Annotated in this window: 11 protein-coding genes; 4 read left to right on the forward strand and 7 right to left on the reverse strand. The window is 57.0% G+C overall.

Going from position 1 to position 14,584, the window contains the following annotated elements:
- The first annotated feature begins 11 nt into the window (after positions 1 to 11).
- From infB to ribD, 3 genes are all read left to right on the forward strand, one after another.
- A complete protein-coding gene (gene infB, locus RUDLU_RS0117520; protein WP_027303168.1) occupies positions 12 to 3,404 on the forward strand; it encodes a translation initiation factor IF-2 in 3,393 nt (1,130 codons plus the stop codon).
- Between the two features lie 309 nt (positions 3,405 to 3,713).
- Entirely contained in the window at positions 3,714 to 5,246 is a 1,533-nt protein-coding gene (locus tag RUDLU_RS0117525) for a P-loop NTPase family protein (RefSeq protein WP_019989711.1), read from the forward strand.
- A gap of 27 nt (positions 5,247 to 5,273) precedes the next feature.
- A complete protein-coding gene (gene ribD / locus RUDLU_RS0117530; protein WP_019989712.1) occupies positions 5,274 to 6,317 on the forward strand; it encodes a bifunctional diaminohydroxyphosphoribosylaminopyrimidine deaminase/5-amino-6-(5-phosphoribosylamino)uracil reductase RibD in 1,044 nt (347 codons plus the stop codon).
- 18 nt (positions 6,318 to 6,335) lie between these two features.
- Here ribD and nagA read toward each other — a convergent pair whose 3' ends face one another.
- From nagA to RUDLU_RS0117555, 5 genes are all read right to left on the reverse strand, one after another.
- On the reverse strand, positions 6,336 to 7,478 hold the full coding sequence (gene nagA, locus RUDLU_RS0117535) for an N-acetylglucosamine-6-phosphate deacetylase (protein ID WP_019989713.1): 1,143 nt from the start codon (positions 7,476 to 7,478) through the stop codon (positions 6,336 to 6,338).
- 12 nt (positions 7,479 to 7,490) lie between these two features.
- Positions 7,491 to 7,781, reverse strand: coding sequence for a putative quinol monooxygenase (locus RUDLU_RS0117540; RefSeq protein WP_019989714.1), 291 nt, complete (start codon positions 7,779 to 7,781; stop codon positions 7,491 to 7,493).
- Positions 7,782 to 7,799: 18 nt separating this feature from the next.
- Positions 7,800 to 8,567, reverse strand: coding sequence for a shikimate dehydrogenase family protein (locus tag RUDLU_RS0117545; RefSeq protein ID WP_019989715.1), 768 nt, complete (start codon positions 8,565 to 8,567; stop codon positions 7,800 to 7,802).
- Between the two features lie 133 nt (positions 8,568 to 8,700).
- Positions 8,701 to 9,354 carry a DedA family protein gene (locus RUDLU_RS0117550; RefSeq protein WP_019989716.1) on the reverse strand — a complete coding sequence of 218 codons (654 nt, stop codon included), beginning with the start codon at positions 9,352 to 9,354 and terminating at the stop codon, positions 8,701 to 8,703.
- Between the two features lie 83 nt (positions 9,355 to 9,437).
- A complete protein-coding gene (locus RUDLU_RS0117555) occupies positions 9,438 to 10,208 on the reverse strand; it encodes a phosphosulfolactate synthase (protein WP_019989717.1) in 771 nt (256 codons plus the stop codon).
- A gap of 128 nt (positions 10,209 to 10,336) precedes the next feature.
- Between RUDLU_RS0117555 and RUDLU_RS0117560 the strand changes: the two genes are divergently transcribed.
- Positions 10,337 to 10,777, forward strand: a complete 441-nt coding sequence (locus RUDLU_RS0117560; protein WP_044130500.1) for a PaaI family thioesterase — start codon at positions 10,337 to 10,339, stop codon at positions 10,775 to 10,777.
- A 10-nt stretch (positions 10,778 to 10,787) separates the two neighbouring features.
- Here RUDLU_RS0117560 and RUDLU_RS0117565 read toward each other — a convergent pair whose 3' ends face one another.
- Together RUDLU_RS0117565 and RUDLU_RS27655 are read right to left on the reverse strand one after the other, a co-directional pair.
- Positions 10,788 to 11,432, reverse strand: a complete 645-nt coding sequence (locus RUDLU_RS0117565) for a response regulator (protein WP_019989719.1) — start codon at positions 11,430 to 11,432, stop codon at positions 10,788 to 10,790.
- The gene (locus tag RUDLU_RS27655) at positions 11,377 to 14,496 is read right to left on the reverse strand and encodes a sensor histidine kinase (protein ID WP_019989720.1); all 3,120 of its coding nucleotides are present in this window, start codon (positions 14,494 to 14,496) and stop codon (positions 11,377 to 11,379) included. The genes RUDLU_RS0117565 and RUDLU_RS27655 overlap by 56 nt, the downstream gene beginning before the upstream one ends.
- Positions 14,497 to 14,584: the final 88 nt, after the last annotated feature.

The raw sequence follows: 14,584 nt of genomic DNA on the forward strand, positions 1-14,584 counted from the left end.
ATACCGAACGTATGGCAGAAGATAAATCAATGCGACTAAGCCAAGTGGCAAAAGTTCTCCACGTGGGGTTATCCACCGTGGTGAGCAAGCTGTCTGCCAAGGGGTATAAGGTCGATAGTAATCCCAACACCAAGATCCCTATGGATCAGTTGGAGGTGTTGGCGAAAGAATTCAAATCAAACGACCTGCTGAACGGCGCTTCCAAGCCCGCTCCCGTGGCACCGGCTGAAGCTCCCCGCAAGCAGGACGATGACGTTATTCTCTACCGTCGTGATGACGCAGGGCGCCGTATCGAATCGGACGCCAAACGGCCCGAGGCCGCTCAGCCTCAGGCGCAAAGCCCGGCCGATCGTGGTTCTGCCGCTCCGAGTGAGCGCAAGCCTGAGTCGGGTGGTTCAACGCTGCCCGGCCTGAAGGTACTGGGTAAAATTGATCTGAATGCTAAGCCTGGCACACCGGCTCCGCAACCTCGGCCTGCTACACCGCAGCCCCCGGTTGCTCCGGCTCCTGTAGCCAAGGCACCCGAGCCTGCTCCGGCACCAAAGCCTGCTGCACCCGTTGCGGCTCAGCCCCCTGTGGCTCCAGCTGCTCCGGCTCCTGTAGCCAAGGCACCCGAGCCAGCTCCAGCGCCAGTGGCCAAGGCTCCTGAGCCAACACCGGCACCGAAGCCCGCTGCTCCGGCGCCAGCTCCGGCAGCCCCTGTTGCACAGGCAAAACCCGCCCCAGCTGCTCCGGCTCCTGTGGCTAAGGCCCCTGAGCCAACGCCAGCACCGGCCGCTGACCGTGGCCCGGCTGATCGCAGCCCGGCCGATCGTGGCCCGGCCGAACCGAAGCAGGCACCTGCTCCTGAAGCGGCCCGCCCGGCTACGCCACCGGCTGCACCAGCCAATACACCACCAGCCGCGCCTGAGCCACCCAAAGAGCCCGAAACGATTCGGGCAGAGGGTAAAGTTCAGTTGCAGGGTCTGACTGTAAAAGGAACCATTGACCTGAGTCAGTTTAACCGCCAGCCCAGTGGTCGCGATCGTGATCGGGGCAAGCGGAAGCGGATTCGGGGTAAAGAAGGTAGCGTGGCCAGCTCGACCCAGCCTAATGCAGGCGGTGGACAGGGTGGCGGCCAGGGACAAGGTGGTCAGGGCGGCCCACGTAATGACCGCGGTCCACGCGATGGTAACAACCAGAACCGCCCGAACGATAACCGTCAGGGGCAGGGTGGTCCGCGTAACGACCGTGGGCCCCGCGAAGGTCAGGCCAACACGGCCGGTGGCCAGCAGGGCCAGGGTGGCCAGCGCAATGACCGCGGCCCACGCGACGGTAATAACAACAATACCCAGGGTCAGCAAGGCCAGGGTCAGGGTGGTGGCAACCGCAACAACAATACGGGCGGTCGGCCAAACAACAATAACAACAACAACCGGGGTGGCAACCGCGGTGGTAATACAGGCAATAACAACAACCGGGGCGGCACGCGGGATCGTCGGGAGACACCTTCGGAAGCCGACGTACGGGCCAATATTCGGGCTACCAATGCCCGTTTGCAGGGTAATAACCAGAACCGGGGTGCCGACCGCCGTCGGGATCGCCGTCGGGAGCGCAGCGAACGCGAGCGCGAACGGATGGAACTGGAGAACGAAGAATCAAAGACACTGCGCGTAACCGAGTTTGTCTCGGCCAACGACCTGGCGTCGATGATGGACGTTTCGGTCAACGAGGTAATTGCTACCTGTATGAGCCTCGGTATGTTCGTGTCGATCAACCAGCGTCTCGATGCTGAAGCGATTACGGTTATTGCCGACGAGTTTGGGTACGATGTCGAGTTTGTAACGGCTGAGCAGGAAGTGGAAGCGGGTCTGGAAGAAATTCAGGACGCTGCTGAAGACCTGCAACCCCGTGCTCCGATTGTTACGATCATGGGTCACGTTGACCACGGTAAAACGTCGCTGCTTGACTACATCCGCCGGACCAAGGTGGCTGCTGGTGAAGCCGGTGGTATCACCCAGCACATTGGTGCGTACAGTGTGAAGACGACCGACGGCCGGATGGTAACGTTCCTTGATACGCCGGGTCACGAAGCCTTTACGGCCATGCGTGCTCGCGGTGCGAAAGTAACCGACGTGGTTATCATCGTGATTGCCGCTGACGATAGCATCATGCCCCAAACCCGCGAGGCTATCAACCACGCGCAGGTGGCGGGTGTACCCATCGTGTTTGCCTTCTCGAAGGTAGATAAGCCGGGTGCCGATGCCGAGAAAATCCGCAACGCCCTCTCGCAGATGAATATTCTGGTAGAAGAGTGGGGTGGTAAATACCAATCGCAGGAGATTTCGTCGAAATCCGGTCTGGGTGTCGATGATCTGCTCGAGAAAGTATTGCTGGAAGCCGAAGTCCTCGAACTGAAAGCCAACCCAAACCGTCGGGCCATCGGTACCGTTATCGAAGCCCAGCTCGACAAAGGCCGTGGTTACGTATCGACCGTACTGGTTGAAACCGGAACTCTTAAGCAGGGCGATGTGATGCTCGTAGGCGCGCATTACGGCCGTATTCGGGCCATGACCAACGATCGCGGTGAGCGGATCAAAGAAGCCGGACCGTCGACACCGGTACAGATTCTGGGTCTGCCGGGCGCTCCGCAGGCTGGTGATAAGTTCAACGTGATGGAAACGGAGCGTGAAGCCCGTGAGATTGCCAACAAGCGTGAGCAGTTGCTCCGTGAGCAGTCGCTGCGGACTCGCAAGCACATCACGCTCGAAGAGATCGGTCGCCGGAAGGCAATCGGAAGCTTCAAAGAGCTGAACGTGATTGTAAAAGGTGACGTAGACGGTTCGGTAGAAGCTCTCTCGGATTCGCTGCTCCAACTGTCGACAGGCGAAGTGCAGGTGAATATCATTCACAAAGCCGTTGGTCAGATTTCCGAATCGGATATTCTGTTGGCTTCGGCTTCTGACGCCATCATCGTTGGTTTCCAGGTCCGTCCGTCGGCCAACGCCCGCCGACTGGCTGAGCAGGAGCAGATTGAGATTCGTTTGTACTCGATCATTTACGACGCTATCAACGAAGTGAAGGATGCCATGGAAGGTCTGTTGGCTCCGACGCAGGAAGAAGTCATTACGGGCAATATCGAAGTACGCGAAGTCTTCAAGATCAGCAAGATCGGTACCGTAGCGGGCTGTATGGTAACGGATGGAAACATCAAGCGGAACAACAAGATCCGCGTGATTCGCGACTTTATCGTGATCCATACCGGCGACATTGACGCGCTGAAGCGTTTCAAAGACGACGTAAGCGAGGTTCGTCAGGGTTACGAATGTGGTTTGAGCATAAAAAACTTCAACGACATTCAGGTTGGCGATATCATCGAAGGTTTCGAGTTCAAAGAAGTAAAGCGGACGCTCTCGTCGACGTAGACAGCCGCATAACACATACGAAACGCCCCGCCCTGCTTGCAAGGTGGGGCGTTTTTGTTGGCCGAATAACGCCTGATTTTCCCGGGTCAACGCAAGCCAACGGAGCCTCAGGAGTACCGAAAACCGATACGTTCAACCCTTAAAAACCGGGTGGCCAAAGCGATGCAGGATGCCGAGGAAAACCGAGGGCATTTGTAAAAACCATTTGGCCGAAAACCCTGTTAGCATAAGGGTGTACGTCCGGTCTGAACGAGCCTTCGGGCTGTTGATTCCGGGAATACAACATCTAATAACAACGCTCCCCTACGAATGAGTTACCGCAATCTGAAGGCAAAAGAGTTGCTTACTATCAAAACGCTTGGTGAACTCAAAGCGGCTGGCTACCAGACACGCTCCATCAAGCAGGAGTTACGTGATAATCTGATCGAAAAAATTAAGGCAAAAGAGACGGTTTTTCCCGGAATCTGGGGGTACGAAGAAACCGTTATTCCCGACGTTGAGCGGGCTATTTTGTCGATGCACCACATCAACCTGCTCGGTTTGCGGGGGCAGGCCAAAACCCGGATCGCCCGGCTGATGGTCAACCTGCTCGATGAATATATTCCGGTTGTAGAGGGCTCTGAGCTAAACGACGACCCGCTGCAACCCCTCTCGCGCTATGCACACGATCGTATTGCAGAGCTGGGCGATGCCACACCGATTGGCTGGTTGCACCGCAGCGACCGGTACACCGAAAAACTGGCCACGCCCGATGTGTCGGTAGCCGATTTGGTTGGCGACGTAGACCCCATCAAAGCCGCAACGCTCAAGCTGCCTTACTCCGATGAACGGACAATTCACTTTGGGCTTATTCCGCGCTCGCACCGCTGTATTTTTGTGATCAACGAGTTGCCCGATTTGCAGGCCCGAATTCAGGTGTCGCTTTTCAATATTTTGCAGGAAGGTGATATTCAGATTCGGGGTTTCAAGCTGCGGTTGCCGCTCGATATTCAGTTCGTGTTTACGGCCAACCCGGAAGATTACACCAACCGGGGCAGCATTGTAACCCCGCTTAAAGATCGGATTGATAGCCAGATAGTGACCCACTATCCGAAGTCAATTGCGACGGGTAAGAAAATTACCATGCAGGAGGCTATCGTGAAAACGGAGCAGAAGGGGCTGGTTAAAACCAATGACCTGGTGACCGATCTGATTGAGCAGGTGGCCATGGAAGCCCGCGAAAGTGAATATGTCGACGCCAAATCGGGGGTATCGGCGCGGATGACCATTTCGGCCTACGAAAACCTGCTGTCGTCGGCTGAGCGTCGGGCTCTGATCAACAGCGAGAAAGAGACCTACGTGCGCATTGCTGACTTGTACGGCGTGGTACCGGCGATCTGCGGCAAGGTGGAACTGGTGTACGAAGGTGAGGTAGAAGGCCCGGTTATTGTGGCCCAAAACCTGATCGGGAAAGCCATCCGAACGCAGTTTCTGAACTATTTCCCGAACCCCGAAAAGGCCAAGAAGGAAAAACGTGGCAATATTTACAAGAAAATCACTGACTGGTTTGGCGATGGCAATACGATGGAAATCCTGAGCGACCTGCCCAACCGCGATTACGAAAGCCGCTTGCGTACCATTGACGGCCTCGACGATCTGATTGACGAGCTGCACCCGCGCCTGAGCAAAGCCGAGAAACTGTTTATGATGGAGTTTGCCCTGCACGGCATTGCCGAATACTCGCTCATCGGCAAAAAAGCGATGGATACCGGGCAGTCGTTTCAGGATTTGGTCGGCTCTATGTTCGACCCGACCAAGCACTTTGGTGAGGAAGAAGACGAAGATGACGACGATCGGTTTTAACTTGGCGGCTTGCAAACAGCCTACCCAATGAATCACGAACTATATATGACCCGCGCCTTGGAGTTAGCGACTCTGGGGCGCGGTTTTGTTAGCCCCAACCCCATGGTGGGGTGCGTACTGGTGTACGACGACCGCACCGGGCCGCGCATTATTGGCGAGGGTTGGCATCAACGCTACGGTGGGCCACATGCCGAGGTAAACGCCATTCGGTCGGTGCGGCCCGAAGATGAGCACCTGTTGCCTCAGGCTACGGCTTATGTGACCCTGGAACCCTGCTCGCATTACGGCAAAACGCCCCCCTGTGCCGATTTGCTGGTGGAGAAACGGGTAGGCCGGGTGGTAGTCTGTAACGATGACCCCAACCCACTGGTGGCCGGGCGTGGCCTCAACCGGCTCCGCGAGGCCGGTATCACTGTTGAAACCGGGGTGTTGGCCGAGCGCGGCCGTGAGCTGAATCGGCGTTTTTTTACACAGATGGAACAACAGCGCCCCTATATTCTGCTCAAATGGGCCGAAACATCGGATGGCTTCATCGGCGGACCGGGCGGGCAACCGGTGTCTATATCAGGTCCGTTGGCGCAGCGGCTCGTACACCGCTGGCGTGCCGAAGAACCGGCCATTATGGTAGGCACCAACACCGCCCGTAACGATAACCCCCGGTTGAACGTCCGGCTTTGGCAGGGCCCAAACCCGACCCGCATTGTGATCGACAAGATGGGTACATTGCCGCAGTCACTACATGTGTTCGACGGGGCGCAGCCAACCCTATGCTACACATACACGGGCGCACCGGCTGATACACCGGCCACGTTTGTAACGCTCAGTCCGGGCAAAGACTTTCTGTCGCAATTATTGCCCGATTTGCACAGTCGGCACATCCAGTCGGTACTGGTAGAAGGGGGCGTGGCTTTGCTCAGTTCGTTTATTCAAGCCAATCTGTGGGACGAAATGCGGGTGTTCCGTAGCCCCAGGATGCTGGGGGCGGGTGTGCCAGCCCCGGCCGTCGGTGGGCGGCTGGTGAGCCGGGAGATGGTTGGTCCCGACGAGCTGAGTATTTACTATGCCAACTGAGTAGAACGGCCGGACGGGCTACACCACTCGGCTCCCCTCGGCCCACACACCCTGTAGCCGGAGTGAATGATCGAGTCGGAGCAGGTTGGCCACGTAGCCGGGCGCGATTTTGCCCAATGCGTGCCCAAAACCCGCTATTTGGGCGGGTACCGTAGAGGCCATCTGTAAGGCGTCGGTGAGAGCAATGCGGGCTTCATTCACGCATAGCCGGACGGCGTCGAGCAAGGTAATGGCTGAGCCAGCTAACTGATTTTGGTGGTTCAGGATGCGGCCCTTTTCGTAGTGCAGGGGCATATCGGCAGTAAGCCAAAACTGGCGTTGCTGGGGTCTAATCAGGAGGGCGTCGGAAATCAGGAACAGGCGGTTGCCCAGTAGCCGGTGAGCCAGCCGAATCGAGACGGGGTCGCAATGAAACCCGTCGGCCACAAGGCTGCTGTGTACCGTTGGGTGGTCGAAAACGGCCCCAACAACCCCCGGCTCCCGGCTCTCAAAACCGCGCATGGCGTTGTACAGATGGGTTGCCAGCCCGATACCCTCGTCAAGGGCCCGCCGAGCCTGCCCGTAGGTGGCATTGCTGTGACCGATCGACAACTGCAACCGGGCCGGTTTGTGGTTGAGCAACCACGTCCACTGCTCGGGCGTGAATTGTTCGGGTGCCAGTGTCATCAGAGAAGTCACATCGCCGTACTGCTCAAATAGGAGTGCCAGATCGTCCTGATTGGGGGTGCTGATAGCCGACGACGGATGAACCCCCCGGCGGTCGGGGCTGATGTACGGCCCCTCGGCATGGAGGCCCAGCACCCCAAACGGCTGCTCGTACATACCCTCGCGCACGGCATCAGCTGCCTGTGTTAGCACCGCGTGAGGGGCGGTGAACAGAGTCGGAAGCACTGACGTGGTGCCGCAGCGCCGGTGGGCGTCGAGTATATGCCGAACGGTGTCGGCAGTGGGTTTCTGGTTCAGGAAAACCTGGGTGCCGCCGTACACCTGCAGGTCTACGAAGCCCGGCACCAGATAGTCGCCAGCCAGGTCGATGCTGTTTGAAGTGGCATCGGATACCTTAGCCGTGTTTATTTCCAGAATCCGCCCATTTTCCACCCGTACCGACGCGTGGCTAACCAGTTCGGTACCGGTGAAAACGGTGGCGTTGTGAAAAAGCATCGGCAATCACGTTTATTCGGGCACCCGGATCAGTTCGGCGGGTTTGGCAAGCCAGCCATTGGCGCGGGCCTTCTCACCGAACGCCTTCATGTGGGGCATGTTGCTGTGAGCCTGTAGTCCGGCCTCGTCGTCCCAACGCTCGTGCATGATAAACTGGGTTGGGTTTTCGGTGCTGTGGTAGAGTTCGTACAACTGACAGGCAGCCTCGGCCCGTACGAGCGGAATCAGTTCGTGAAAAGCCGTTTTGAGGGCTTCTTCCTGGCCGGGGTTGGCCGTAATGGTAGCAAAAACGAGAAGCGACATGGGGTTTGGGATTAAAGGTTAGACGGTTTCGTTCCAGATCGACCAGGCTTTTTCGGCCTGAAGCACCAGCATTCGGTAGCCGTTGAGGGCTTGGGCTCCCCGGTCGAGGGCCTGCCGCATAAACACGGTTTCGGCGGGGTTGTACACCAGATCGTAAAGCCAGTGATGGGCCGTTAGCTCGGCGTAGGGCAGGTCGGGCGCTTGCGCTACATTGGGGTAGGTGCCCACGGGTGAACAATTGATAATGAGCGGGAAATGCGCCAATTGGCCGGGTAGCTCGCTGTAGGTCAGCCCACCGGGCGCTGCTGTCCGCGACACCAGTTTGTACCGGATGCCGAGGTCGCTCAGGGCCGCTACAACAGCTTTGGAGGCTCCGCCGGTGCCCAGCACCAGTGCGCCCGAAAAAAACTCGGCGAGGCTCTGCACGCCGGGATGTTGCCCTCTTACCCACTCTTCGAGCGATTGCCGGAACCCGTAGTAATCGGAGTTATAGCCCGTGAGACTCCCGTCGGCTTCGACCCGAATCACATTGACCGCTCCAACTTTCTGGGCTGAACTGTCGAGCCGGTTCAGAAAAGGGAGCACCGCCTGCTTGTGCGGGATAGTCACGTTGAGGCCCCGGAGGCCGGGGGTTTGAAGTAAATCGGGCAGATGGGTGGCTACATCGGCCATTTCGTAGAGGTCGTACCGGGCATCGGTAATCCCTTCGCGCTCAAACTTGTCGGCGAAGTATTTTTTAGAAAACGAATGCGTTAGTGGGTAGCCAATGAGTCCGTAGCGGTTCATAAGGTCGGGACGTTAGGGGGTATTGTACAAAAAAATGGATAATGCGATCAGCCAGCCCAGCTCGTTCACATTATCCATTTCTGATGAAGTAGGCGGTTTGTGGTTTCTTCAGACCACAAACCTGAAAAACGGTTTATTTCTGGCGATTCTGAAGCTTTTTCTTAACGAAAGCAACCACCATGGGCAACACTGAAAAGCCAATAATGCCGAATACAACCAATTCAAAGTTCTTCTGCACAATGGGAATATTCCCGGCAAAATAACCGAGCAGTGTGATGCTAACTACCCATACCACAGCACCGATAATGCAGAACCGGATGTAACGGCCATATTCCATGCTGCCCGCACCGGCTACGAAAGGGGCAATGGTCCGGACAATCGGAATAAAGCGGGCCATGATAACCGTTTGACCGCCGTATTTGGCGTAAAACTGCTCGGTTTCGGTGATGTACTCGCGCTTGAAGAACAGAATCCGCTCGCGCATTTTGATCTTGTTACCGAGGGTTTTACCCACAAAATAATTCACGTTGTCGCCCAGGAGCGCGGCCACAATGAGCAGGGGAATAATGACGGCTACGCTCAGGTCGTTGGTGTCGCGGGCAGCCAGGGCACCGGCGGCAAACAGCAGCGAGTCGCCGGGCAGGAGCGGCATCACAATCAGACCCGTTTCGGTGAAAACGATCAGAAACAGGATGGCGTATAGCAGTACTCCGTACTCGTTGGCCCACATGTCGAGGAACCGGTCGAGGTGGAGCAGGAAATCCAGAAGCGTTTTTATTAATTCCATACGTTGTATGAACCGACCGGCGGCCCGGTATGATTGGAGTGATTACACGGATTCAGAGGTCTCCGACAGCGCAAACGCACCAATCACAGTTCGGATTGATTTAGAAAATGAGTAAAGGTGTCGCCCCGGAGGCCGAGACGGATGGTTTCGAGCGGAATCACTTCGTGCGGGGCAATGTTGCCGAGGTTCACGTTGGCACCGAGCAGTTTTACAAACCAAACCTGCTGCGCCTTCTGGGGGGCTTCCCAGATAATGCTTTCGAAGGGCACCTGCGTCAGAATCTCTTCGACCAGACCCTGCCGGACCTCCCCACTTGACCGGAACAAACCGACGTTGCCGCCTTCGCGGGCCTCGCCAATCACCTTCCAGGCACCAGCCTGCAATTCGGCCTGCATGAGTTTGATCCACTTGTAGGGCGGAATAATCTTGGCTTCGTCTTTAGAGCCCACTTCCGACAGTACCGTAACCTGCGTGGCCAATTGGCGGATATATTCGCATTTCTGGTCGGGATCCATTTCGATCGAACCGTCTGATACTTCGGCGTAGGTCATCTTGTACTTGTCGAGCAGTCGGCGGTAATCGTCGAACTGCTTGCGGACCACAAAGGCTTCGAATAAGGTACCGCCAAAATACACCGGAATGCCCGCTGCTGCGTACACGTCCAGTTTTTGCTGCAGGTTAGGCGTGACAAACGAAGTGGCCCAGCCCAGTTTGATAATATCGATGTAGTCGGCGGAGGTTGACAGTAAATCTTCGGCCTGACGAATGCTGAGGCCTTTATCCATCACCATCGTGAAACCACTATGGCGGGGCTTGGCGGTGCGTTCGGGGATTTGCGTAAGCGTGTAATTCATTCGTTGTGAGTAGGTAGGCTACCGTAATAATGGCCCAAAGCTAATAGAACCTATCCAAACGACACAGGAAAGTACAGAAAATTGAGTACAAGAGCGCCTTTTGGCTTGGGATAGTGCTATTTTTGGCCATGGAAACAAATCCTCGTCTGGCGTATTTTCAGTCGCAGATCGGCCAGCCTATGGCCCAGAGTATTTCGGGGGTAGGCCGTTGGCTGTGCGGCACCCTGCGTGTGGTGGAGCCCGACCGTATGGTGGCCGAGTACCTCGTTCGCGACGATATGGCTAATCCGGTAGGTGTGTTACACGGCGGTGCGGCTTCGGCTATTCTCGACGACCTGTGTGGTATGCTGGTATTTGCGCTCGGTCGCGAATACGGCTATACGTCGGTTAATCTGAACGTCGACTTTCTCAACCCTGCCCGTGTAGGCGATACCATCACGGCCGAGGCTCGCATTGTGCGGGCGGGCCGCAACATCATACACGTCGAGGGCAAGATTACAGGCCCTACCGACAAGATTATTGCCAAGTGCAGCACCAACCTGATTCAGACCGGGCTGAAAATTGGGTAGGCAATTGCCCTCACAACCCGTGCCGAATGGCGAACTGAATAAGATCGGTTATTTTGCTGATGCCCAGTTTAAAATGAATGTTTTTGCGGTGGGTCTTGACGGTCTCGTAACTCACGTGCAGGTGTTCCGCAATCTGCTCGTTGTTGAGCCCCTGCCGGATAAGCCGAATAATCTCGACCTCGCGGAAGGTGAGGTTGAGCCGCCGGGCAAAGTCATCGTCAAACGTGCTACCGGCAGGTGGCGTTTGCGGGGTCAGGTTAGGGTCGAAGTAGGTGCCGCCCTCCAGCACCGCCCGGATACCGCGCATCAGCTCGGCCGTTGTGGCGTCTTTGAGCAGGTAACCGTGCAACCCCGCACGCCGGGCCTCCTCAACCAGTTTAGGCTGATTGTACATCGTCAGCATCAGAATCCGGACGAGGGCGAAGCTACTCAGAATAGTGCGGGCCAGGTCGATGCCGTTCGTGCCTTGTAAGTTGGCGTCGAGTAGAATAAGGTGGGGGGATGTGCGCTGAATGGCGGGTAAAGCTTCGGTTGGGTTGAACACCTGCCCACAAACGTGCAGGCCCGGTTGTTCATCCAGCAGACTCTTGAGGCCATCGTTAAACAGGTGATGGTCGTCGATCAGCAAAATTCGGGTCAGCTCGGACGGCAACATGCGGTACGGTTGTGTAAGGCACATCGAGAACAACCAGCATACCTTGTTCACTTGCTTCGCGCCACAGCCTGGCTCCGATGTACTCAGCCCGTAAACTACTACTTTTTAGCCCAATTCCTACCTGGGGGTTGCCCGTTTTTGCAACTCTACTTCCCAAACCGTCATCTTCGACTGTAATGCTCAGGTAATCATCATAGTAAAGCACTTGTACGGCCGCCTGCCGGGCCTGAGCATGCTTGTGAATGTTCTGCACCAGTTCTGACACAATTCGGTAAACGTTGAGCTCCGTTTCGAGCGGCAGGCTCCTGACCTGACCGGCTACCAGAAACGAAAAACGGGTTGGTTGAGCGGGTTGGCTCTCCACCAGTTGCTGCAGGGCGTGGCGCAGGCCGATGCGTTCAAACTCGGGTGGCATAAGGTTGTGGGCGATGCGCCGGAGGTCGTGGCTGCTTTTCTGAATGAGGGGTTCAAGGGCGTCGATTTCGCGGGCGGCCTCGGCATCGCGAAGGCGCTGCCGGATGTCGGACAGCCGCCGACGGACGGTGGCTAGTGTGCCGCCAAGGTCGTCGTGAAGGTCGGCCGCTAGCCGTCGGCGCTCGGTTTCCTGCGTACGGATTATGCGTGTAATATCCTGCTGTTGCCGACGAAGCCGGGCCTTGGTGTAAAGCCTGACCGAGAGGGCCAATAGTGCGATGAGGCTTATCCCGGTCAACAGCCGAAAAAGCGTTGTTTGCCACCAGGGAGGCCGAATCACAATCTGAATCGAGGTACCGCTTTCGTTCCAGACGCCGTCGTTATTCGACCCCTTAACCCGAAATATATAGGTGCCCGGAGCCAGATTGGTATAGTTGACGTACCGCCGGGAGCCGCTATACACCCAGTTTGGTTCGAGCCCAACCAGCTGATACGCATACCGGTTTTTCGACGGGTTGTGAAAGTCGAGAGCCGCAAAATCAAACGAAAGGAAATTTTCGTCGTAGTTCAAATAGAGTGTTTGAGTACCGCCCTGTCCCGCAATGGCTTTGTCGAACAGTTTGATCTGCGTGACCACAACTGGTGGGGTGTATAAGTTGGTGGACAGCCCACCCGGATCGAATGCCGTGAATCCGTCGTCTCCACCGAAATACAGGGTTCCGTCGCGCCCTTGGCAGTGTGCTGCCCGGAAACCGTAACGCTGCAAGCCATCGTTGGCATCGTAGTTGGTAACCGTCAGGCGGGTGGGTGAGAACCGCGAGAGCCCTTTGGAGGTGCCGAGCCAGAAATCGCCCTGCGGGGTCTCTTCAATAGCGTGAATCGAGTTGTCGGCCAGCCCATCCCGTTGCGTAAACGCCCGAAACGTTTCGGTTTTTGGGTCGAAGCGACACAGCCCCCCGCCCGAAGTGCCAAACCAGAGCACTCCCCGCGAATCTTCCAGAATAGCCGAAACAGCATCGGCCGTGATGCTGCCAGGCCGGTGCCGGTCGGGTCGGTAGTGTTTGAACTGGCCGGTTCTCGGGTCGAACCGGTTTAGGGCGACGCTACCGGTACCCATCCAGACATAACCCTGTCGATCTTCGCGTATCGACAGTACCCAGCCATCGCTGAGACCATCAGTGCGTTGCGGGTCGTAGGGATAATGAATCACCTGCCGGGTAGCCGGGTCGAACCGTTTAGCCCCTACGTCGGTGCCCAGCCAGAGCCGTCCCTGCCGATCCTGGTAGATCGTAAAAATACGTGCCTGACCGCCCAGACCGGGGTAGCCGAGCGTATCTCGGGTGAGGTTGGTAAACAAGCCGGTTTTCGGGTCGAGCAGCGCCAGCGCCCCCCGGCTGGCGACCCACAAGCGCCCCTGTCGGTCTTCGAACAGGCTCTCGACGTTGCGGTTGGGCAGGCTGCGGGGGTTGGCAGGGTCGTGGTAGTAATGACTAAACGTACCCGTGCGTTTGTCGAGCCGGTTGAGCCCGTAGCCGGTACCTACCCAAACGGTACCGGTTCGGTCTTCCAGAATAGCACTCACAAACTTGTAGCTGAGCGTTTCGGGTCGATAGGGCAGGGGGCGGTAGTGCCGAAACGGTAGTCGGGTGGGGTTGGTTTTGTCGATGCCTTCGCCATAAGTGCCGACCCAAAGCAACCCCGACCGGTCGACGAGCAGCGACCGGATATGATCGCTGCTGAGCCCCAGCGGGTCAACCGGATCATGGACAAATTGGGTGAACTGCCCTTTGCGTGGGTCGAACCGAAATAAGCCATCGTTGCCCGTACCCATCCAGAGGTACCCTTGTCCGTCGCTTGTCAGGTAGCGAAATCCCTGATTGATAGCTGCATTGGCTGCGGCTTCGGTTTTTTGGCTGTACGTATAGTGCGTAAACGTTTGGGTGCTGGGGTCGAGCCGGTTGAGGCCGTTGTCGGTGCTCACCCATAGGAGGCCGGTTGGGTCTTCGTAGATCTCCCAAACCCGGTTATGGCTGGGGCTGTGTGGGTTGGTAGGGGTGTGCTGGTAGCGGGTCAGTTGGGCCTGCCCTTCGGCGGGCTCCGCCTGCAACCGGTACAGGCCCGTGTCGGTACAGGCCCACACGTTGCCCCGACGGTCGCAGTAAACGGTATGTACAACGGGTGTGACGGCCGGGCCGGTTGGTGTTTTTGCGGCCAGCAGGGAGGCATAGTTAAACCGGGAATACTGGCCTGTTTTTTTGTCAAATCGGCGCAGCTCGGCCCGCCCGTTCGACACCCACAGGTACCCGTACTGGTCTTCGCCCATGGTATGAATAGTACCTTGTTGCAGCGTTTTTGGGTTCGGGGGGTAGTGGGTAAATCGTTCCGTGCGCCGATCGAACCGGCAAATGCCCTGTCCCATCATCCCGATCCAGATGGTCCCCTCCCGGTCTTCCATCAGCCGCACCACCGCATTGCCCACCAGCGAGGTCGTATCGTTGGGATTTTTGTGGTAAGTGGTCAGCGTATAGCCGTCGTATTTGTTCAGGCCGTTGTCGGTGGCAAACCACAGGTACCCCCGGCTGTCCTGAATCATGGCGTAGATGATATGGTTTGACAGCCCCTGATTGACGTTGAGGTGTTCAAAACGCAAACTGTTTTGGGCTCTACTCCCGATGGTGAGCTGTAACAGGAACCAGAACGTTATAGACCAGATACGATGCACAGACAAAGGGGGTTAG

It is taken from the genome of Rudanella lutea DSM 19387 (assembly GCF_000383955.1).
GTDB lineage: Bacteria > Bacteroidota > Bacteroidia > Cytophagales > Spirosomataceae > Rudanella > Rudanella lutea.